This is a genomic window from Sphingobacteriaceae bacterium GW460-11-11-14-LB5 (assembly GCA_002151545.1).
Classification (GTDB): Bacteria; Bacteroidota; Bacteroidia; order Sphingobacteriales; family Sphingobacteriaceae; genus Pedobacter.
In genome coordinates, this window is record CP021237.1 from 2,245,859 (window position 1) to 2,268,284 (window position 22,426).

The following is a 22,426-nucleotide window of genomic DNA, read 5'->3' on the forward strand; positions in this document are numbered from 1 at the left end:
TTTTGTTTTGAAAGTTTGTACTTCACAATGGGCTAGATATTTCCCTAAGCATTACAGAAACAGGGTAATTTAAACCCGACAGCAACGAAAATACTTTTTTACTGCAAATCACCTGCAAACTCAGCCTGACATTCACAAAAAAGATTGAAGTGAATGGCGGGGCTGCTGCAACGAAAATGCTTCTTTATCTGCTTTCCGAAACAAAAAAATCAGTGTTTATCTTTTTGCCTTTGTGATTAACAATTTCTTTTACAAAAACTGCAACAAAACGCGTTAATTTATCGAGATTTTTAACAAAATTTAATTTTTTATGATACGATTTTATGGGCATAACTGCTTTAAAAATTTTACATTTACGCCCATAAAACATTATATAATAAGATGAAGCATAATTTTGGCGCAGGCCCTTGTATTTTACCTCAAGAAGTGTTTAAACAAGCAGCTCAGGCTGTTTTAGATTTTAACGATGGATTATCAATTTTAGAGATTTCGCATAGAACAACCGAATTTGAGGCAGTTGTTGCTGAAGCTGATAAGTTGGTAAAGGAATTATTAAATGTGCCGTCGGGTTATTCCGTTTTATTTTTACAAGGTGGTGCAAGTTTACAGTTTGCAATGGTTCCGATGAACTTATTGGGCGATGGACAAACAGCGAGTTACTTAGATTCAGGCGTATGGGCAACCAAAGCATTAAAAGAAGCTAAATTTATCGGAAATGTAAATGTGGTGGCTTCTTCTAAAGATGCCAATTACACTTTTATTCCGAAGGATTTTGAAATCCCGGCTGATAGTGCTTATTTCCACTATACGTCAAATAACACCATTTACGGAACTGAGCTTTTCGAAGTACCTAAAACAAATGTTCCGGTTGTTTGCGATATGTCTTCTGATATTATGAGCCGTGTAATCGATGTTTCCAAATTCGATTTAATTTATGCCGGAGCGCAAAAAAATGTAGGTCCTGCAGGTTTAACCATCGCTATTGTTAAAAATGAAGTTTTAGGTAAAATTGACCGTAAAATTCCATCGATGCTGAACTACCAGTCGCATATCGACAATGATTCGATGTACAATACACCTCCTGTTTTCTCTATTTATGTAGCTTTATTAAACCTTCGTTGGTTAAAATCAAAAGGTGGCGTTGCTGAAATTGAAAAAGAAAATAAGCAAAAAGCTGAGGCACTTTACAGAGAGATAGATCGTAATCCGCTGTTTAAAGGAACCTGTGCAGTTGAAGACCGTTCTAGAATGAATGTTTGTTTCGTAATGGAAAATCCTGAATTGGAAAAACCATTCTTGAAATATGCTGAAGAGCAGGGTATTGTGGGTATTAAAGGACATAGAAGTGTTGGTGGTTTCCGTGCTTCGATGTATAATGCATTGCCAATTACAAGTGTACATGCCCTGGTAGATGCCATGCAGGTATTTGAAGAACAACAAGCAAAAGCAAATTAATTTAAATTTTAACCACAGATGATTATGGTGATTATTTATCAGTGTAATCAATTTAATCTGTGCTATCATACATACAATGATTAAGATATTAGCAAACGATGGGATTGATCCGATCGGAAAAGAATTATTAGAAAAAGCAGGTTTTCAGGTTGATACCGAGACTGTTCCTCAGGATCAACTGGCTGAAGCTTTAAAAAACTACGATGCCATTACCGTACGTAGTGCAACAAAAGTTAGAAAAGAATTAATTGATGCCGTTCCAAATATCAAATTAATTGGTAGAGGTGGAGTAGGTATGGATAATATCGACGTAGAATACGCCCGCAGTCAGGGCATTAACGTGGTAAACACACCAGCTGCATCTTCACTATCAGTTGCCGAATTGGTTTTTTCTCACTTATTTACCGGTATCAGGTTTTTACAGGATGCCAACCGTAAAATGCCTGTAGAAGGTTCAACCCAATTCAACAACCTTAAAAAAGCTTATGCTAAAGGGACTGAATTAAGTGGTAAAACCATTGGTATTATCGGTTTTGGCCGTATCGGTCGCGCTACTGCAAAAGTGGCTTTAGGTTTAGGTATGAATGTTTTAGCTTATGATTTATATCCTTCAGAATCTGAAATCACTTTAGAATTCCAGGGTGGAAAATCAGTAAGTATTCCAATTAAAACGGTTTCTTTAGATGAGGTAATTACAGGAAGTGATTTCTTTAGTTTACATACGCCATTTGCCGATAAACCGATTTTAGGCGCAGAAGAGTTTGCTAAAATGAAAAACGGGGTAGGTATTGTTAACTGTTCACGCGGTGGCACAATTGATGAGCTGGCTTTAATTGATGCACTAAATTCTGGCAAAGTTTCTTTCGCTGGTTTAGATGTTTTCGATAACGAACCTACACCATTGGCAGAAATTTTAACACACCCTAAAATCTCTTTAACACCACATATTGGTGCCTCAACCAACGAAGCGCAAGAACGTATCGGCACAGAATTGGCCACGTTGATTATTGAGCATTTTAAGAAATAATAAATAAATCTAGACCTTATAGGTTTTGAAAACCTATAAGGTCTTTAGATTGGTCTTTTTTAATCTAACGCATTCGTTAGCACCCAATAGCGATAAGCCAATATTGCTTTCTGAAAAGTTGTAAGCTTATTCGGATCTTTTTTATACAGACTTGGTAAAATGGCCTTGTTAATTTTAACCAGGATCTTAAACAGTGACTTTTTCATTTGCTTAATTTTTTAAAAACGCTGCTCTTAAGCACTACCCTTAGCATTTTCATACTGCTGTAACTTCTTATTGAAGAAATAAAATCCACCAGCCATTACTAAAATCAAAAAGACGATAATATAGGTTGATAAACCTCCCTTGTTCTTTTTCTCTAAATCTTCTTTGAGTTGTGCATTTTGATCCTGCAGTTTTTTAATGGTTTGCATATAACGTTCTATGCGTTCCTGAGAATTATCCGCAACCGCTACTTTCTGCTGGTTCTGCAAATCTTTATAATCCATCAATACCTTCAGCTCTTTGAAAATATTATTATCAGTTAAAACTACCTGGCGAAGAATTTCATTGGAATTTTTAATATCACGTTTGGTTTGCCAGCCAAATATTCCGGTTCGCTGATTTAAACTTTCATCATACTGACCAAACTTGGCACTTCTTTCTGCAAGCAATGAATTTACTTTAGCACGTTGTGCAGTATAAGCCGTGGTATCTTGCTGCGCAAAGGCATGCATATTCAGCAATAAAGTAATAAACAGATAAAAAAATTTCTTCATGCGGTATAAACGTGAAAAGGGTAGAAGTTGTTTTATTGGTTCATTAGTTCAGTCGTCATTGCTTATTAGTTCCAATATTAAAGAGTTCGGCATGCCGAATTTATTTCAGCATCTATTTTGCTGTAAAATCCTTTTGTATGAAGCTTGATGAACTATTTAACTAAAAAACTAAGGATGAAACTCCACCCGTACAATATCGCCTAAATGCAAGCCTAATAAACCACTTGCTTTTCCTTTGTTAATCGCAATTTCCAGATGGTTACTAATGCCGAACAGGCAAAGTTTTTCGCCCTCCTGTACTTCATTATAATGCCAGCTCAACTGGGTAATGGTTTCGCTTTTTCTAAAGTATAAAGTAAAATCCCTATTCTTCTGGATTTTAGTAAAAAGATCTTTAGTAATGTTGGTAATTACGTTGCAAAAAGTATCGATATACACCACACTTCCCCGAATCACATCCCGCTCTATTACAGGATGTAAAAGCATCTTTTGTTCAATCTCTGCTACAGGTAAACCGATGTCTTTCAGTTTGCCTCCCTTAGCCAGGTGTGTTGCAGCTTTAACAAAAATATCAACCAAAGGGAAGTGCAGGTATTTCAAATCCTGCATAATGTTCAGCTCTACCACATCTTCCGGAATATCATCAAAAAGAAGCGAAAAAATACCATTATCAGCCCCTACAAAAAAGTGATCACGATGCTTTACAGCAATGTATTTAGTGTTTTCGCTATAAACAGAATCAATGCCGATTAGGTGCACCGTGTTCTTCGGAAAGTATGGATAAGCGTTTTTGAGGACGAAGGCAGCGTACGAAATATTGAATGATGGAACCTCGTGGGTAATATCAACTAAATTAACATTAGGCATAAGACTCAACAGACTACCTTTAAGGGCACTCTGGTAAAAATCTTTTGAACCTAAATCTGTTGTTAAAGTAATTATCCCCATTAAAAATTCATTATTATTGCTTATTCTTGTGTACAGGCCTAAGCGTCTGCAAATATTCAAATTTTAATTAATATACCCCGATAACTTTTTAAAATACTACAGTTTGAACGAATTAAAATTAACTCTGGATACCGTAAATCCTGCTCACTTTTGGGGGCCGAATAACGAGAATTACGAAATGATTAAAGGTGCTTTCGCGAAGTTGAAACTGGTAGCGAGAGGTAGTGATGTTAAGGTTCTCGGTGATGAACAGGAACTTAAGACTTTTGAGGATAAGTTTAACCAGCTTATTGCACACCTCGAGAAATATAGCTCACTTACCAATAACGACGTAGAATCTATACTGGGTGCAAAAGCAGCCGGTGTAGTAAAAAAAGATGTAGAACAACCTACCGGAGGTGGCGGAGAAGTAATTGTTTTTGGCACAAACGGACTTTTGGTTAAGGCAAGAACTGCCAATCAGCGCAAAATGGTGAGCAGTATTGCTAAAAATGACATCCTGTTTGCTATTGGCCCTGCCGGAACAGGAAAAACATATACCGCCGTAGCTTTGGCGGTTAGGGCATTAAAGAATAAAGAAATTAAACGCATCATTTTAACCCGTCCGGCGGTTGAAGCAGGGGAGAACCTGGGGTTCTTACCCGGCGACTTAAAGGAAAAAATCGATCCATATTTACGCCCGCTTTACGATGCTTTGGACGATATGATCCCTGCGGAAAAATTGAAATTCTACATCGAAAACCGTACAATAGAAATTGCACCACTGGCCTTTATGCGCGGTCGTACCTTAGATAATTGTTTTGTGATTTTAGATGAGGCCCAAAACGCCACCGATATGCAGTTAAAAATGTTTTTAACCCGTATGGGACCAACAGCTAAATTTATCGTTACAGGTGATGTTACACAGATCGATTTACCTAAAAAACAGATGTCGGGTTTATTTAATGGCTTAAGGATTTTAGAAGATATTAAAGGAATCGATATTATTTACTTAAGCGGGGAAGATGTGGTCAGACATAAATTGGTGAAAGATATCTTGAAAGCTTACGGCGATATTCAGTAAGTCGGAGGTCAGAAAGTCAGGGGTCCGAAGTTTAGGTCTTACAACAGAACTACTTCGGACTTTTGTTTTTTACACTTTATCATCCGACTCCGGTCTTCGGACTTTCGGACTTTTTTCCTATTTTTATCCCCTCATGAAAGCACTAAAAGAAACTCATTTCAATTTCCCAAATCAAAGTAATTTTTACAAAGGTAAAGTTCGCGATGTATACACAATAGCCGATCAGTTTATGGTAATGGTGGTATCAGATCGTATTTCTGCTTTTGATGTCGTATTACCTGAAGCTATTCCATTTAAAGGACAGGTATTGAACCAGATTGCAGCTAAATTTTTAGCCGCTACGCAGGATATCGTTCCAAACTGGGTTTTAGACATTCTAGATCCAATGGTTACCATTGGCCGTATCTGCGAGCCGTTTAAAGTAGAAATGGTAATCAGAGGTTACTTAGCTGGTCATGCCTGGCGCGAATACAGTGCTGGTAAACGTTCTGTTTGTGGCGTTTCTTTGCCTGATGGATTGAAAGAAAACGACAAATTGCCTCAGCCAATTATTACCCCAACGACAAAAGCTTCGGTAGGGCATGATGAAGATATTTCGAAAGAAGATATTTTAGCCAAAGGAATTGTTTCTATAACCGATTACGAAAAGTTAGAAGCGTATACTTATGCCTTATACCAAAGAGGAACTGAAATTGCAGCAAAAAGCGGATTAATTTTAGTAGACACTAAATACGAGTTCGGCTCAGCCGATGGTGTAATCTATTTAATCGACGAAATTCATACACCAGATTCTTCACGTTATTTTTATGCTGAGGGATATCAGGATCGCCAAAATGCAGATGAGCCACAAAAACAGCTTTCAAAAGAATTTGTCAGAAAATGGTTAATTGAAAATGGTTTTCAGGGAAAAGATGGACAAGTGATTCCGGAAATGACCCCAGAAATTGTAAATTCAATTTCAGAACGTTACATCGAACTTTACGAACAAATTGTAGGAGAGACCTTTATAAAAGCTGATGCTGATGCCATTTCCAGCCGTATTGAAGCCAATGTTTTAAAGGCTTTGGAAACACTTTAAATTCGAAAGAAATTTATACATTAGTAAAATAAAGATTAGAGAGATGAAATTTTCAGTAGATAAACACGATAAATATGTAACCTTAAAGTTAGAAGAACTTAAGTTTACAAACGATAATGCTCCAGGTTTGAAATCAGAATTCTATTTGCTAAACGCAGAAGGATTTAAAAATATAATTGTTGATTTAAGTCATGTTACAGAGTGCAGTGATGCACAGGATTTAAGCTGCTTATTGGTTGGCGATAGGCTTTGCAAATCGGCAGGTGGATTATTTATTGTAACCGGAATTAATGACGAGCTGGCATCAATTATCGAATTATCAAACATATTTCAATCTGTAACGTTTGTTAATACTATAGACGAAGCAACTGATTTTATCTTTATGGATGAATTGGAAAAAGAGTTTAGAGGCGCTAAATAACAAAGTATTTAAATAACATTCTGGCCTCGTAGTTTTTAAAAATCTACGAGGCTTTTTATATCTGATCATGATGAAATTTGAAGTTACAATTTTAGGAAGCAGTTCTGCAACTCCTGTATTTAACAGGAATCCCTCGGCACAGCTTTTAAATTGTAATGAAAAATATTACCTGATCGATTGCGGTGAAGGTACACAGCAACAACTGGCCAAGTACAATCTTAAAGCTGCCCGCATCGATTATATTTTTATCAGCCACTTACATGGCGATCACTACTTCGGTTTAATCGGTTTGCTATCCAGTTTGCATTTAAACGGCAGGATAAAACCCATGCAGATATTTGGCCCCAAACCTTTATTAGAAATTTTAGAGATCCAGTTCAAATATTCGGATACGGTGCTGAGGTATTCCATCGAGTTTTTCCCAATCGAAGCCGATCAGTCTACACAGATATTTGAAAACAGTGATTTAACCGTTAAAACAATTGTTTTAAATCACCGTATTCCTACTACAGGCTTTATCTTTCAGCAAAAGAAACGCCAGCGCAAACTGATAAAAGAGAAGACTGATGAAGTGCCTATGGCTTATTATACGGCCTTAAAAAAAGGAATAGACGTTACACTTCCAAATGGCGAGATTTTACGCAGTGAAGATTATACAACCGAGGCAGATGCGCCACGTTCTTATGCCTATTGCTCTGACACCTTGTTCGATGAAAGTTACTTTGCGACCATAAAAGATTGTGATACGCTGTACCACGAAGCGACCTTTATGCACGACTTGCTGGATCGTGCTAAAGAAACACATCACACCACCGCTTTACAGGCAGCAGAAGTAGCAAAAATTAATGGGGCAAAGAAATTACTCATCGGCCATTTTTCTTCGCGTTACAAAACTTTACAAATGCTTTTGGAAGAAGCACAATCTGTTTTTGAAAATACAGAGCTTGCGGTAGAGGGCAGAACTTTTCAGCTTTAGGAATTTTATCCTTTTTTTATCACAGAGCGAACGGAGGAATACGCAAAGAAGCACAGCGTTGGGCGCAAAATAATTGTTAATACAATCTGCGCCTATCTTCTTAAATCTGCGGGAACCTATAGCAGAAATTTTTCCCGCGGATAACGCAGATTATCGCAGAATTAATTCCATCCATTTTATTTTGTTTAAAGATCCTTCATTGTATTCAGGATGACAAAAAAATAAGCCATTCAATTTTCCGTGCCATCTGTGCTTCCGTCGTAAAAAATAGGCACATAAAACTACAACCATAAAAAAAGCCTTACAATTTAAAAACTGTAAGGCTTTCGAATTTATAAAAATCAATTACTTGTCTTTTTTGTTGCCACCACCAAATACTGAGAAGTGTACATAACGCTTCGGATTGGCTTTTAAATCGATCATTAATTCATCCAGGTTTTTTGAAGCATTATTTAAATTCTGATACATTTTATCATCGTTTAATAATAATCCTAAACTGCCTTTCCCATCTTTAATTCCAGAAATTACACTTTGTAAATCAGCAATGGCATTGTTTGCATTATCTAAGGTTTGTTTAAAGTTAGCGGCTGCAAACTTATCGGTAACCGTATTAATATTGGTTAAAATATCACTGATTTTTTGATTATTGTTATTTAAGTTAGCGGTAATGCCTTCAACGTTTTTGAAAATGGCTTCAATACGTGCACTTTCCGAACCAACTAAACCATCAACTTTTTTAGAAGTTGTTTCTAAAGAAGCCAATGTACCGGCAATACTGTTAAAGCTTTTATCAACGTTTTTCTGAAAGTTAGGATTCAGGATAGAATTTACACTACTTAAAATAGAGTCCATTTTACCAATAATTAATTCTGCTTTCTTCTGAACTGGTTGTACTTGCTCCATTAAGCCTTTTTCTACATTCGCATTTAAAGTATAACCATCTTCTGCCATTTTTTTTGAGTTACCTAACGACATAACAATGGCCTTGCTACCTAAAAGGTCGGTGCCTTCAAGGCGGGCAATACTATTTTCAGGAATTTCATATTTGCTGTTTACACTTAAGGTGGCGAGAATACTACCGTCTGGTTGTAGTTCCAATTTGGCCACACGGCCAATCTGATAACCATTAATCAGGATAGGTTTCGACACTGATAAACCATCAACCCTGGTATATTTTGCGTATAATGTAGTTTCACTTGAGAAAATTGAATTTCCTTTTAAAAAATTATATCCAATTATTAATAAAGCAATGGCAAATGCAGCTAAAATACCTACTTTGGTTTCGTTCTTAATCTTCATGAGTGTTTTATTTAATGGCTACAAGTACAGAGATATCCTTTCTTCACTTGTTTGAGCGTAATTAATTTTCTTGTGCTAAACCTTATAAATACACAAAGGCTGCACTATTTGTTTGGTATCCGTTTTATATTTTTTCCAAAGTTAAAATAACTATCATTTATAATGCCACTTATTTAACCTCAATATTTTTTTTGTATGTTTTTATTGCTTCCAAAATAGAATTGGCGATCTCGTTTTGTCCATTCTGCGAATTAATATACTTTTCTTCCTCTGTATTCGAGATAAAACCTACTTCAGTTAAAACAGCTGGCATCCCACAGCGCTGCAGCACCAAAACCCCTTGTTCTTTAACACCGCGGCTAAGTCGTTCATCTCTGCTGATATAGCTGTTCTGTATTAATTTGGCAAATTTAATGCTTTTATCTCTGAAGGTATTTTTTAAAAGCGATAAAAGAATAAAACTACTTGGGTTGCTGGGATCATAGCCGTCGTACTTGCTTTTGTAGTTCTTTTCCAGTTTAATATCGGCATTCTCACGAATGGCAGCGTCTTGTTCTTTTAAGCGGTGCGACCCTGCAACCAATGTTTCTACCCCTTTAATATGTTTGTTACCAGGTGGCATCGAATTACAGTGTACGGATATAAAAAGATCTGCATTGGCTTCGTTCGCTATTTCTGCACGCCTGTACAAATCAACATCAATATCGGTTTTACGGGTGAAGATGATTTTAATATCGGGCATTTCCTCTTTTAATAATGCGCCTAATTTTAATGCAACCTTTAACGAAATATCTTTTTCTTTCGAAAAACTGCCAGATGCACCAGGTTTTCTGCCGCCATGACCAGGATCAATAACAATTGTTTTGATTTTATAGCCTTGAGCAGGGGCTTTTTCAGCAACTAGCAACGAAAAGAAAAGTATTGTAATCAGAAGTTTAATCTTCATGCACGAGGAATATTAAAATGATGTTTCAGCTATACGTTTATAATTTTTAATTGCTTTAATAATTCCGTTCACAATTTCACTTTGTCCCTCAGGAGAGTTCATGTAATCTTCTTCATCAGGATTACTCACAAAACCAATTTCGGTTAATACTGCCGGCATAGCTGCACGAGCCAGTACCGCAAGGCTTTTCTCCTGTACACCTCTGTTGATCCGGCCAGCGTTAACATATTCCTGTTGAAGCATTGAAGCAAACTTTAAACTCCTTTCTCTATTGGTTTGTTTCATTAAAGATAACATAATGTCGCTTTCAGGTGTGTTCGCAATAAATCCTTCATAGTTTTTCTGATAGTTCTCTTCCAGAAACATGGAGGCATTCTCCCTTTTAATCACCTCATCCTGCTCACCTAAACGGCCTGTTCCGGATACAAAGGTTTCTGTTCCCCTTGTTGAAGTACTTTTCGAAGTAACGGTTCTATAAACAGGGACTTTTCTGCCCCGGACTTTCTTATAATAATCAACCACTCTCGATACCCTAACCGGCATATCATTTAAGTGAATGGAAATAAATAAATCGGCTTTTGCATTATTTGCGATATTGATCCGCTCATATAAAGGAATAAACACATCCGACTCCCGGGTATAAATCACTTTGATATCTTTCAAACTATCCTGAAGTGCCCGGCCAAGGTTCAATGCCGTTTTAAGGGCCACATCTTTTTCCTTTGAATACACGCCATGGGTGGCACCATCTTTACCACCATGACCAGCATCGATCACAATTGTTTTAATTTTATATTCTTGCGCAAACACCTGATTATCAATTGAATTTGATAACACCAGATAAATAATAATGGTTAAAATGGATTTAAGATACATCAATGGTATATTTTTCACTAATTTTGAACGTTTTTGATTAAACATTTGTGCAAAAATAACATTCAAATACGAATTTGAAACTTCTTAAGAGCTCTATTTTACTAATATCTGTCATTTTATTAACACTTGTTGTTGGTAAAGCTAACGCATTTTCTCATTTTTCATTGCAACAAATCATCCGGCAAGACACAACCAAAAAGGATACGACTAAAAAGACAGGTAAAAATAATAGCAGTATCGACCAGAAAGTAGAATACAAAGCGGAGGATTCGGTAAAAATGAGTGCCGATAAAAGCATTGTCTATTTATATGGAAACGCCAGGGTGGTATATGGTGATTTTGAACTAGATGCGGGTTATATCAAATACGATAAAAAGCAAAATTCTATTTTTGCCCGTGGTGTTAAAGATCCAAAAACGGGTAGGTATACCGGAAAACCAATCTTTAAGTCGGGCGCTGATGGAACAGCCATAGCCGATTCTATTTTTTACAATTCAGAAACAACCCGGGCCAAAGTATATGGCGTTTTCTCTGAACAAGAAGGAGGTTTTTTCTCTGGCGGACAGAGTAAAAAGCAAATAGATGATGAGCTGCACATTAAAAATGTAATGTACAGTACCTGTAATCTGCCACACCCGCACTTTGGATTAATGATTTCTAAAGGGGTGGTAACAGAAAAACAAATCATTACCGGGCCGGTTTATATGATTATCGAAGATATCCCGACATTCCTGGGCCTTCCGTTTGCATTTTTTCCAAAACCCAATAAACGAACATCAGGTGTAATCCTTCCCACACCAGGTGAAGATGCAACCAGAGGTTTTTTCCTGCAAAACGGTGGTTATTACCTGGGATTAAACGATTACTGGGATGCTAAACTTTTAGGATCTATTTATACCAATGGTTCTTATGAAACAAGTTTGCTGAGTAATTACACCAAAAGATATAAATACAACGGTAACATTAATTTAGCGTATTCGAGTTTTAAAGATGGTTTAGAAGGCACCGAGGCATTTAGAAACCCCACCAAAAACTTTAGCATTAACTGGAGCCACAGTCAAAATGCCAACGCCAATCCGGGTACCACATTTAGCGCCAGTGTAAGATTGGTATCGACAGGAAAAAGGGGATACTATAAAAATACGGCGGCAGGTACTACTTACGACATTAATACTATCGCAACCAACTCCACAAGTAGTAGTATCAGTTATGCGAAAGCCTATTCGAATGGGATGAACTTCTCTTTGGCTGCATCAAGTGATCAGACTTTAAGTACCAGGGCTATATCGCTAAGGTTGCCCGAAATGACATTCAACGTACCTACATTTAACCCTTTTCGTCCTAAAGATGCGGTTGGCGAACAAAAATGGTATGAAAAACTTACCATAGGTTATAGCTTACAAGGAACTAACCGAATTGATACTTTTGATAGTTTGTTGTTTCAAAATGATGGTTTAAAACGGTTAAGAAGTGGTTTTTCACATAGTATTCCGGTAAACATGTCGTTTACGGCTTTTAAATCTTATTTAAATTTTAGTATTGGCGGTACTTATAATGAGGTTTGGAATTTCCAGAGTGTAAACAGAAGATATACCCAATTTGCCGATAACACTTATACTTTTAGAGAAGATACCATCAGTGGTTTTAAAAGAGCAGGTAGTTACAGCTTATCAACCAGCATGTCAACCAAAATTTATGGACGAAGAGATTTTAATCCGGCTGGCAAAATCCAGGCATTAAGGCATGTAATCACGCCAAACGTTTCCTTTTCTTACTCTCCCGATTTTACCAAAGCAGGAGCTGGGCCATATAGGGAAGCTTTATACAAAGGCAATCCAATTTTAGTGAATGGAGTACCTTTAAAATATTCTATTTTTGATGGTATGGCACAGCCAGGCTCTTTTGGCGGACCCAATGCATCCATTGGTTTTGGGGTAGATAATACGGTAGAACTAAAAGTGAGGAATAAAAATGATACAACCGGAACGGGTTCAAAAAAGATCCCGATTATTCAGGGTTTGAGTTTTAGCGGCTCTTATAACTTCTTAGCCCCATCTTATAAATTATCTACAATAGGCTTTAGTGGCCGATCGCAGTTTACCGATAAATTAGGGATCAACTACAATGGAACGTTAGATCCATATGCCCTTGCTGCAGATACCATCCCGGGATCTTTGCTGAGGATCAGGCAAGACCGCTATTTCTGGCAGGCAGGTAAATTCCTACCACGTTTAACCAACTTTGGTTTCTCATTCGATTACAGTTTAAACCCAGAGGCATTAAAACGTAAAAACGAAGCCAACGACAAATTAGGCGAAGCTGCGAATAAAAAAGGAATGACTGATATACAGTCAGAGCAATTAGCAGCGATCAGTCGTGATCCGAATGCCTTTGTTGATTTTAACATTCCATGGAATTTCTCGTTCTCTTATAGTTTTCAATATTCTAATGATGGAAACAACAGTACAATTTCGAATACACTAAACTTTAATGGTGATGTTAATTTAACACCAAAGTGGAAAGTTACCTTTAACTCGGGTTACGATTTTAAGAACAATGGTTTAACCCCAATGAATTTAGCGATTTACCGCGATTTACATTGCTGGGATATGAGTGTAAACTGGGTTCCGTATGGTGCTTACAAAAGTTATTCTGTTACCATAAAAGTTAAAGCATCGATATTGCAGGATTTGAAATTGAGCAAAAGACAAGGTTTTTACAGCACATACCAATAAATTTATGCTAGCCGAAATTATTACCATTGGTGATGAGATTCTCATTGGCCAAATCGTTGATACCAATTCTGCCTGGATGGCTAAACAGTTAAATTTAATTGGTGTTTCCGTTAAGCAGATTACTTCAGTTTCTGATGATGAGCAACATATTATTGAAGCGCTCGAACTTGCCGAAAAACGTGCAGATATTATTTTAATTACCGGCGGCTTAGGCCCAACCAAAGATGATATCACCAAAAAAACGTTAGCTAAGTATTTTAATATGGGCTTTCGTAATGATGCCGGTGCACTGGAAATGGTTCGTCAGATTTTTGAAAAATACAATCGCCCTTTATTGGATATCAATATTCAGCAAGCTGATGTTCCCGATGGTTGTGAGGTTATTGTAAACAAAAATGGTACTGCTCCGTGCATGTGGTTTGAACAAAACGACATCATTTTTGTATCGATGCCGGGCGTGCCTTACGAGATGATGTACCTGATGGATGACGAAATTCTACCCAGAATTAAAAGTAGGTTTAAGCTACCGTTTATTGTTCATAAAACTATTCTTACTGCCAATATAGGCGAATCATTTCTGGCCAAAGAGATTGAAGAAATCGAAGACAGTTTACCGGCGCATATCAAATTGGCTTATCTGCCAAAATTAGGACAAGTACGTTTGCGCTTGTCGGCCAAAGGCGATAACGAAACCGCATTAAACCAGGAGGTTGAGCTTTACGCCAAACAGATCATTTCCAAAGTAAATAAGTTTGTGGTAACGGATGAAGATATTCCATTGGAAAAAGCGATTCTAAACCTGATGAAAAGTAAAGGTTTGACCTTATCCACAGCAGAAAGCTGTACCGGTGGTTATATTGCACACTTAATTACACAGCATCCGGGTTCTTCTTCAGTTTATTGGGGCGGGGCAGTAGCTTATGCTTACGAACTTAAAGAATCTATCCTCGGTGTTAAAGAAAGTACATTAACTACTTTTGGTGCTGTAAGCGAACAAACCGTAACAGAAATGGCCGAAGGCGCAATTACACATTTTAAAACTGATTATGCTATTGCGGTTAGTGGCATTGCGGGTCCGGATGGTGGAACAGAAGACAAACCAGTTGGTACCGTATGGATTGCGATTTCTTCAAAACACAAAACTGTAGCTAAGGTGTTTAATTTCAGCAACAAACGCATTCAAAACATAGAACGTTCTGCGGCATCGGCTTTAGCCATGCTATTAAATCTCCTTAAAGAAACAGTTTAGAAAGAATAAAAACTGTATTTTTGTGGCGTTACCAATATAAAATACTGTAATTTAATATGGCTCAATACGAACTATTGTTACCAAAAATGGGTGAAAGTGTTGCGGAAGCAACGGTGATTAAATGGGTAAAACAACCAGGCGATTCTATTGATTTAGATGATACCATTCTGGAAATCGCTACTGATAAGGTAGATTCTGAAGTTCCTTCTCCGGTGGCCGGTAAATTGGTAAAACAGTTATTTGCGGCAGATGAAGTTGCCCAGGTGGGCGATGTAATTGCCATTATTGAAACTGAAGGTGGAGACAGCCCAACAGCCGAAACTCCCGTTGCAGAAAAACCAATAACTGAGGAAAAAACCGAAACTATTCCTGGAATTGCACAACTACCATCAGAAAATACTACCGTAGCAACTGATTTTAGCTCCTCCGAGCGCTTTTATTCTCCTCTGGTTAAAAGTATTGCTGCCCAGGAAAACATTTCCCTGGCTGAACTGGATGCAATTAAAGGCTCTGGTGCGGATGGACGTTTAAATAAAGATGATTTATTAGATTATATTGCCAGGAAAAATGGTGGCGATCCAATATTAACTCAAACCGTTACGATCACAGCACCTGTTCCGCCAGTAAGCCAAATCACTGAAAATAAAGCGACATCATCAGCGCCAGTTGTAAATAAAACATCAACAACCAGTGTTAGTGGCGGCGACGAAATTATTGAGATGGACAGAATGCGTAAACTGATTGCCGATCATATGGTAATGAGTAAAACCACTTCGCCACATGTAACTTCGTTTGTTGAAGCTGATGTAACCAACATGGTTTTATGGCGCAACAAAGTAAAAAACAGTTTTGAGAAACGTGAAAATGAAAAAATAACGTTTACCCCAATATTTGTAGAGGCAGTTGCCAAAGCGATAAAAGATTTCCCGATGATCAATGTATCAGTTAATGGTACGCAGATTATCAAAAAACGCGATATCAATATTGGTATGGCTGCCGCTTTACCAAGTGGAAACCTCATCGTTCCTGTAATTAGAAACGCCGATCAGTTAAATTTAGTTGGCTTAACAAAAGCAGTTAATGATTTAGCGACAAGGGCGAGAAACTCTAAATTAAAGCCTGACGAAACACAAGGCGGAACCTTTACGCTAACCAATGTAGGCAGTTTCGGCAATGTAATGGGTACGCCAATTATTAACCAACCTCAGGTTGCTATTTTGGCTGTTGGTGCCATTAAAAAGAAACCTGCCGTGCTGGAAACCGAACATGGTGATGTGATTGCGATCAGACACATGATGTTTTTGTCTTTATCTTACGACCACAGGGTTGTAGATGGTTCCTTAGGGGGAATGTTTGTGCGTAGAGTTGCAGATTATTTAGAGGGCTGGGACCTGAACAGGGAGATTTAACCAGTTTACAGTTAAAAGTTTACAGTTGGCTAATACCAACAATTTACCAGTTTAACAATCAAGAATGTTAGCTTCAAATTTAAAATCAATAGTTTCTGATAACGTACTGCATGCCAAATGGTTAAATACGTTATCTTATATGGAGAATGCAGGTGCGAAGAAGATTTCAGCTTCTGAGCATAAAGAACATGTAAACCTGATTATCCTTAAACACGCTGCAGAAGAACATCGTCATGCTTATTATTTGAAAAAGCAGATCTCGAAGATTGACGAGGCACTTTGCAAAACCTATACAAATGCCGAACTATTATCTCCAAACCATACCAAATACTATTTGCATGCCCTGGATATTGCGGTTTGCCGTTATTTAAAGGCTGTATTTAATCTTTCCGGTTATGATTTAAAATTCGCGGCTTATTTATTTGTGACTTACGCCATTGAAGTGCGTGCCGATGAGCTGTATCCAATTTATCAAGCCGTTTTAGATGAGGCTAAAAGCAAGGTAAACGTAAAATCGATTATTTTGGAAGAAGAGGGGCATTTGGAAGAAATGATGAATCAATTGGTTAGTTTTTCTGATGATTGGGAAAATCATGCAGCAGAAGTAATCAAAATCGAAAAAGCTTTGTTTGAAGGATGGGTTGCGGCCTTAGCAACAGAACTGCCGATAAGTGCTTAATTGACTAATTAGTCAATCAAATTCGTCATCTCGACTGAAGCATAGCGGAATGGAGAGATCTATAATAGATTTAGCCTCGCTGAGCACTTTGCGGTTCTCAACTACGTTGCACTTCGTTCGAAATGACGATTTTTCATTAAAAACCAATCCAGTTTACTTTTGTTTCTAAATAAAAACAAATATCATGGCTAAATTTTCAGAATTAATTAATGGCGATAAGCCTGTGCTGGTTGATTTTTTTGCCGAGTGGTGTGGTCCTTGTAAAATGATGAAACCCATTTTAGAACAATTAAAATCTCAGGTAGGAGATTCCCTTTCGATTATCAAAGTCGATATTGATAAAAATCAACAAGCTGCTTCTTCATTTAATATCCAGGGTGTACCGACCTTAATTCTCTTCAAAAATGGAAAACAGGTTTGGAGACAAAGTGGTGTTTTACAGGCATCGCAACTGAAGCAGGTAATTGATGCCCACGCTTAAACTTCTACCACACTTTTAGGTGTTACTGCAAAAATACGCTCATTCATTTTCGGATAAATGGTATAAAGCCCTGTAAATAAACTAAAAGCGGGCAGCACAGCGTAATCTTTACCGAAATAGAAACAAGGAAATTTTAATCGTTGTTTGGCTTTGCCCACAATGGTTACACCTGGATGAACATGGCCACTAATTGGGTATAACTCTTCTTCCGTACAATTGGGCGCGTCGTGGATAAAACAAAAAGGTCCTAAACAAAAACTCGGTTCATGTATTTCGATATCCATTGCAGCATAATTGGTAGCTGAAAGCCTGTCGTGATTTCCTTTTACCAATAGAAAATTAAGCTCCTGATATTGTTTTCTCCAGGCCGAAAATTCATCAATATCGGTATTTAAACCATGATGAAACATATCTCCGTTAATGAGCAATGTTTTGGGATGGTATTGTTTAATTAATAAACTTAAGCGTTGAAGATCTGTTTGGGCAAGGGTAGCTGGTACTTGCAAACCTGCCTGACGGAAGTGTGCTGTTTTACCTAAATGTAAATCGCTTATGGCCAACAGCTGATGTTTGGGTAAAAATAAAGCCCGTTCTTTGTCTAAAATCAGTTCTTCGCCTTGGCTGGTAATGGTCATTTATATTATGCTATGTCATCCTGTGACAGGTAATTTATTTAATTTTTTCCGATTCGGCCTTCATCCGGGCAATGCGTTGTTCCAATTCTTCTGAGCTCATATTTTCACGCAGACTATCTACTTTAATTGGGAAGGATAGTGGTGTAAAACTTTTAGGATTAGTAATTATAATCGCTCCATGCTGGATTCGATCCAATGCTGCTGCCAGTCTGGGTTCTTCCAGTTGTTGGTAAAAAACCTCATCGTATGCCTGTCGCAAAAGTAAATTATGTTTATCATAATCGCTAAAAACATTAAAAAACAAACCGGCAGATGACTGGAGATGTTTATTAGCCACATATTTACCAGGGTATCCCTGAAAAACGAGTCCGGAAATACAGGCAATATCTCTAAATTTCCGTCTGGCCATTTCAGTTGAATTGATACTCAGCGTAATGTCTTCAGTTAAATTTACAGGTGAAAAAACCTCATAGGCTATCGATTCATCCATAGGGATTTCCGTTTCACTCAAAAGTTCAAAACCATAATCGTTCATGGCAATAGAAAAGCTGATGGGCAGCAATTTACTTAAACGATAGGCGACCAGCGCGGCCAGAACTTCATGTACCAATCGCCCTTCAAATGGATAGGCAAAGAGGTGAAAACCTTCTTTATTATTAATGAGTTCGATTAGCAATTCATCATTTTCAGGTACATGGGAGCGTTTTTCTTGAAGTAAAAACAAAGGATACACGGCATCTAGTTCTTCATCCTGATGGGTTTTATCCAATGCTTCATTGTATTTTTTCCGCAAAACTGAGCCTAAATTAGACGACAGGGGTAGGCGGCCACCATTCCAGCTGGGAGAGATTGCATTTTTCTGTTTGCTCACCCTCACCACAACGGTCATATCTTTTACCTGGATAAATTCTAAAACCCTTCCTGCCAAACGAAAATTATCACCAGCTTTTAAACGGGTAACAAAATATTCTTCCACCATTCCAATATAACCACCAGAAATAAACTTCACCTTCAGCATGGCATCGCTTACAATGGTACCAATGTGTAAACGGTGCCGCATAGCAAGCTGACGGCTTTTTACTTTCCAAAGTCCGTCTTCATCCTTAACCACCTTTTTAAATTCGGTATAAGCACTTAAACTATCACCTCCAGAGGTGATAAACTGCATCACCCAGGTCCATTCTTCAGGGAGAATCATTTTAAAAGCATGCGTATGCTTAATTTCTTCATAAATGATTTTATCATCAAATCCGTCGCCTATGGCCAGTGTAACCAAGTACTGAACCAGGGTATCAAATACCATAATAAAAGGCTCACGGCTTTCTATATTATTTGTTTTGGCCGCTTCTTTAATCGCAGCTGCTTCTACCAGTTCTAAGGCATGGGTAGGTAAAAAATATATTTTAGAAATTTCGTGAGGGGAGTGGCCTGAGCGTCCCGCCCTTTGCAAAAACCGGGCTACGCCTTTTGGCGATCCTACCTGAACAACAGTATCAACAGGTTTAAAATCTACGCCCAAATCTAACGATGAAGTGGCAATAACTGCTTTAAGCTGTCCGGTATGCAAGGCATCTTCAATCCAGTTACGAAGTTCGAAATCTATTGATCCATGGTGTATGGCAATCCGCCCGGCCAGTTCTGGTTCGATATTCAACAAATGCTGATACCACATTTCCGATTGCCCGCGGGTATTGATAAAAATTAAAGTGGTTTTACTTTTCTCAATAATCGGCAAAAGTTTATAGGCTAGCTTTAAACCCAAATGCCCTGCCCAGGGCAATGTTTCGATATCATCAGGTAAAATTGATTTGATTAGGATTTTCTTTTCTAAATCGGCTTTAACAATAATCCGTTTGGCCTCCAGATTGGGTTCGAGCACATCCAGCGCCTCTTCAATATTCCCAATGGTGGCTGAAATGCCCCAAATCCTTAAAAACTGATTTTTCTCCAGTTTTTGCAAACCTTTAATCCGAGATACAGCCAGCTCAACCAATACGCCACGTTTGCTCCCTAAAAGCTCGTGCCATTCATCAGCAACAATACACTTCAGATTTCTGAATAAAGTTGATGATCCTTTTTGTGCCAGTAACAAGTGCAGGCTTTCCGGGGTAATCAACAAAATTTCGGGCATCGATTTTTTCTGCTGCAATTTCTCCGCCTGTGAAGTATCGCCATTACGCACACCAACATGCCAATCCAGTTCCAATTCCAGTAAGGTTTCGCGCATGGCCCTTGCAATATCCTTGGCTAAAGAACGCAGCGGGGTAATCCAGATTAACTGTAATCGGTCTTTCGCTTTTTTATTGTTGGCTTCCGACGCATTTAAAGCCTCAATAACCACCGCTAAAAATAAAGAAAAGGTCTTTCCGAAACCTGTGGGTGCGTTTACCAATCCACTGTAACCATCCAAATAATACTGCCAGGCATCTTCCTGAAACTGAAAAGGCTTGCGTTTATTGGCCTTTAGCCAGGCTTTGATCTTTTTATAACCCTTGGTTTTGGTTTGGTCCATCCCTAAATATTGTTCTATATTGCTTTTGGTGGTTTAATTTCTTTATTATTTTTTTGAAAATCAATAACTTAATCCTTCGGCTAAAGCAGTCCCGCCATATGCTTTACCTTTTTTGTAATCATGGTCAAATTATAATTTCGCCTAACAAAAAAGGGTATCGCTGCTGTCGGGTTTAAAATCGATAGGCAAACCTATTAAGCTAAAACATTCCTCGACCTGTGTGCCACAGACCGAAATTTTTAAATTTTAATCTGGATGGTCTGTGAGGACACAGACCATGGAATCTCATTACAATGTAGATTGCAGTAACTGCCTCAAATCTTCCAGCGTATTAATTTCATCAGCTTTTTTGTCTTTTCGCCAGCGCAATATACGTGGAAAACGCAAAGCTAAACCTGCTTTATGCCGTTTGCTTTCGGCAATTCCCTCAAATGCAATTTCGAAAACCAATTCGGGTTTTACGGTACGCACCGGGCCAAATTTCTCTATCGCATTTCGGGTTACAAAAGAATTTACCTCTTTAATTTCTTTATCTGTTAAACCCGAATAGGCTTTTGCAATCGTGACTAAATTTTCTCCGTCACGGACGGCAAAAGTATAATCGGTAAAGAAATTAGCCCTTCTGCCGCTTCCTTTTTGTGCATAAATCATTACCGCATCAACCGTATATGGATTGATTTTCCACTTCCACCAGTCACCTCGTTTTCTGCCGCTGTGGTAATGAGAAGTCAATTTTTTAAGCATAATTCCTTCGCTGTTAATCGAGCGCGAAGTTTGTCTTAAAGCCGCCAGTTCTTCCCAGGAGCTGCAATTGATCACAGGAGATATCACCACCGCACTTTCAGCTAAACCGCCAAGCAAGCCCTCCAGTATCTTCCGTCTTACACTTAAAGGTTCTTCCCTGAAATCTTTGGCTTCGTATTCTAAAATATCATAAACAAAAAAACCTATGGGTGCTTCTTCCAGCTGTTTTTTATTAATGGTTTTACGGTTTAAGCGTTGTTGCAGGGTACTAAATGATAATACCTGTTTGTCTTGTACAGCCAATATTTCGCCGTCTAAAACCACACCATCAGGTAAAACATCGAGCATAAAATGCAGTTCAGGAAATTGTTCTGTAACCAGTTCTTCGCCGCGACTCCAGATAAATAACTCTCCGTTTCGCTTTACAATCTGCCCGCGGATACCATCCCATTTCCATTCGGCCTGCCAATCCGATATCTCTCCAAGTTTTTCGGGCTCCTGCTCTAAAGCATAGGCCAGGCAAAAGGGGTAAGGCCAGGAGTTATCGGTATTTACATGAATACCATTAATCAGTTCGTGGAAGGTAATTTCATAAGGATTCCATTTACCCATAATGCTATGCATAATCTGGGCACTATCTAAACTGCTTTGTTTCGCCAGTGCATTCACCAGCATTTTATTGGAAACACCAATCCTGAAATTTCCAGAAATCAGTTTGTTAAAAATAAAACGTTCCTGTGTTTCAAGTTTGTTCCATGCGCTTAAAATAAATTCTTTTTTGGTATCGTCATCTTTACCCTCCAGATCATGCAAATCTTCAACCCATTTATGTAATTGAAAATCAGAAGTGTTTTCGGCTGGGGGCAATAACAATGCAATGGTTTCACTTAAATCGCCAACGTTTGCATAACTCTCGGCAAATAGCCATTCGGGGGTTTCGGTAATGTCTATTGCCCAGTATTTAAGTAAGGCTGATTTAATTGGTCTTTTAGGCTTTTTACCTGTAAATAAAGCAATTACCCATACCTTATCTTTGTCATCGGCATAGTTAAAATAACTAACCAATGCCGCAATTTTATCGTTGGTTTTATTGCTCAGTTCGAGCTGCTGGATCAATTGGGCAAAACGTTTCATC

Annotated in this window: 20 protein-coding genes; 11 read left to right on the forward strand and 9 right to left on the reverse strand. The window is 38.0% G+C overall.

The window, feature by feature from the left end; all coding sequences use genetic code 11:
• Window positions 1-184: 184 nt before the first annotated feature.
• The gene (locus CA265_09000) at window positions 185-370 is read right to left on the reverse strand and encodes a hypothetical protein (protein ID ARS39779.1); all 186 of its coding nucleotides are present in this window, start codon (window positions 368-370) and stop codon (window positions 185-187) included.
• An 11-nt stretch (window positions 371-381) separates the two neighbouring features.
• Between CA265_09000 and CA265_09005 the strand changes: the two genes are divergently transcribed.
• A complete protein-coding gene (locus CA265_09005) occupies window positions 382-1,455 on the forward strand; it encodes a phosphoserine transaminase (protein ARS39780.1) in 1,074 nt (357 codons plus the stop codon).
• Between the two features lie 79 nt (window positions 1,456-1,534).
• Window positions 1,535-2,482 carry a 3-phosphoglycerate dehydrogenase gene (locus CA265_09010; GenBank protein ARS42937.1) on the forward strand — a complete coding sequence of 316 codons (948 nt, stop codon included), beginning with the start codon at window positions 1,535-1,537 and terminating at the stop codon, window positions 2,480-2,482.
• A 233-nt stretch (window positions 2,483-2,715) separates the two neighbouring features.
• On the opposite strand, the gene CA265_09015 is transcribed toward CA265_09010, so the two are convergent.
• On the reverse strand, window positions 2,716-3,240 hold the full coding sequence (locus tag CA265_09015) for a hypothetical protein (GenBank protein ARS39781.1): 525 nt from the start codon (window positions 3,238-3,240) through the stop codon (window positions 2,716-2,718).
• A gap of 168 nt (window positions 3,241-3,408) precedes the next feature.
• On the reverse strand, window positions 3,409-4,188 hold the full coding sequence (locus CA265_09020; protein ARS39782.1) for a hypothetical protein: 780 nt from the start codon (window positions 4,186-4,188) through the stop codon (window positions 3,409-3,411).
• Between the two features lie 103 nt (window positions 4,189-4,291).
• Here CA265_09020 and CA265_09025 point away from each other — a divergent pair, with 103 nt between their 5' ends.
• From CA265_09025 to CA265_09040, 4 genes are all read left to right on the forward strand, one after another.
• Window positions 4,292-5,251, forward strand: coding sequence for a phosphate starvation-inducible protein PhoH (locus CA265_09025; protein ID ARS39783.1), 960 nt, complete (start codon window positions 4,292-4,294; stop codon window positions 5,249-5,251).
• A gap of 133 nt (window positions 5,252-5,384) precedes the next feature.
• On the forward strand, window positions 5,385-6,329 hold the full coding sequence (locus CA265_09030; GenBank protein ARS39784.1) for a phosphoribosylaminoimidazolesuccinocarboxamide synthase: 945 nt from the start codon (window positions 5,385-5,387) through the stop codon (window positions 6,327-6,329).
• Window positions 6,330-6,372: 43 nt separating this feature from the next.
• On the forward strand, window positions 6,373-6,750 hold the full coding sequence (locus tag CA265_09035; GenBank protein ARS39785.1) for an anti-anti-sigma factor: 378 nt from the start codon (window positions 6,373-6,375) through the stop codon (window positions 6,748-6,750).
• 70 nt (window positions 6,751-6,820) lie between these two features.
• Window positions 6,821-7,726: a ribonuclease Z gene (locus CA265_09040; GenBank protein ID ARS39786.1), complete on the forward strand. Its 906-nt coding sequence runs from the start codon at window positions 6,821-6,823 to the stop codon at window positions 7,724-7,726.
• 345 nt (window positions 7,727-8,071) lie between these two features.
• Here CA265_09040 and CA265_09045 read toward each other — a convergent pair whose 3' ends face one another.
• From CA265_09045 to CA265_09055, 3 genes are all read right to left on the reverse strand, one after another.
• Complete coding sequence (locus tag CA265_09045) at window positions 8,072-9,025, reverse strand: ABC transporter permease (GenBank protein ARS39787.1); 954 nt, start codon at window positions 9,023-9,025, stop codon at window positions 8,072-8,074.
• A 169-nt stretch (window positions 9,026-9,194) separates the two neighbouring features.
• Entirely contained in the window at window positions 9,195-9,971 is a 777-nt protein-coding gene (locus CA265_09050) for an N-acetylmuramoyl-L-alanine amidase (protein ARS39788.1), read from the reverse strand.
• 12 nt (window positions 9,972-9,983) lie between these two features.
• Window positions 9,984-10,847: an N-acetylmuramoyl-L-alanine amidase gene (locus CA265_09055; GenBank protein ID ARS42938.1), complete on the reverse strand. Its 864-nt coding sequence runs from the start codon at window positions 10,845-10,847 to the stop codon at window positions 9,984-9,986.
• A gap of 74 nt (window positions 10,848-10,921) precedes the next feature.
• On the opposite strand from CA265_09055, the gene CA265_09060 reads away from it, so the two are divergent.
• From CA265_09060 to CA265_09080, 5 genes are all read left to right on the forward strand, one after another.
• Complete coding sequence (locus CA265_09060) at window positions 10,922-13,582, forward strand: hypothetical protein (GenBank protein ARS39789.1); 2,661 nt, start codon at window positions 10,922-10,924, stop codon at window positions 13,580-13,582.
• Window positions 13,583-13,586: 4 nt separating this feature from the next.
• Window positions 13,587-14,831, forward strand: coding sequence for a competence/damage-inducible protein A (locus CA265_09065; GenBank protein ID ARS39790.1), 1,245 nt, complete (start codon window positions 13,587-13,589; stop codon window positions 14,829-14,831).
• Between the two features lie 56 nt (window positions 14,832-14,887).
• Entirely contained in the window at window positions 14,888-16,240 is a 1,353-nt protein-coding gene (locus CA265_09070; protein ID ARS39791.1) for a diapophytoene dehydrogenase, read from the forward strand.
• A 64-nt stretch (window positions 16,241-16,304) separates the two neighbouring features.
• Window positions 16,305-16,919, forward strand: a complete 615-nt coding sequence (locus CA265_09075) for a hypothetical protein (GenBank protein ARS39792.1) — start codon at window positions 16,305-16,307, stop codon at window positions 16,917-16,919.
• A 184-nt stretch (window positions 16,920-17,103) separates the two neighbouring features.
• Window positions 17,104-17,400 (forward strand): thioredoxin, encoded by a 297-nt coding sequence (locus CA265_09080; protein ARS39793.1) that lies wholly within the window; start codon window positions 17,104-17,106, stop codon window positions 17,398-17,400.
• Here CA265_09080 and CA265_09085 read toward each other — a convergent pair.
• The 3 genes from CA265_09085 to CA265_09095 all read right to left on the reverse strand — a co-directional run bounded on the left by CA265_09085 (window position 17,397) and on the right by CA265_09095 (window position 22,425).
• A complete protein-coding gene (locus CA265_09085) occupies window positions 17,397-18,035 on the reverse strand; it encodes a phosphoesterase (GenBank protein ARS39794.1) in 639 nt (212 codons plus the stop codon). The genes CA265_09080 and CA265_09085 overlap by 4 nt on opposite strands.
• Before the next feature lie 34 nt (window positions 18,036-18,069).
• Entirely contained in the window at window positions 18,070-20,547 is a 2,478-nt protein-coding gene (locus tag CA265_09090; GenBank protein ID ARS39795.1) for a DNA ligase-associated DEXH box helicase, read from the reverse strand.
• A 288-nt stretch (window positions 20,548-20,835) separates the two neighbouring features.
• The gene (locus CA265_09095; protein ARS39796.1) at window positions 20,836-22,425 is read right to left on the reverse strand and encodes an ATP-dependent DNA ligase; all 1,590 of its coding nucleotides are present in this window, start codon (window positions 22,423-22,425) and stop codon (window positions 20,836-20,838) included.
• Window position 22,426 lies beyond the last annotated feature (1 nt).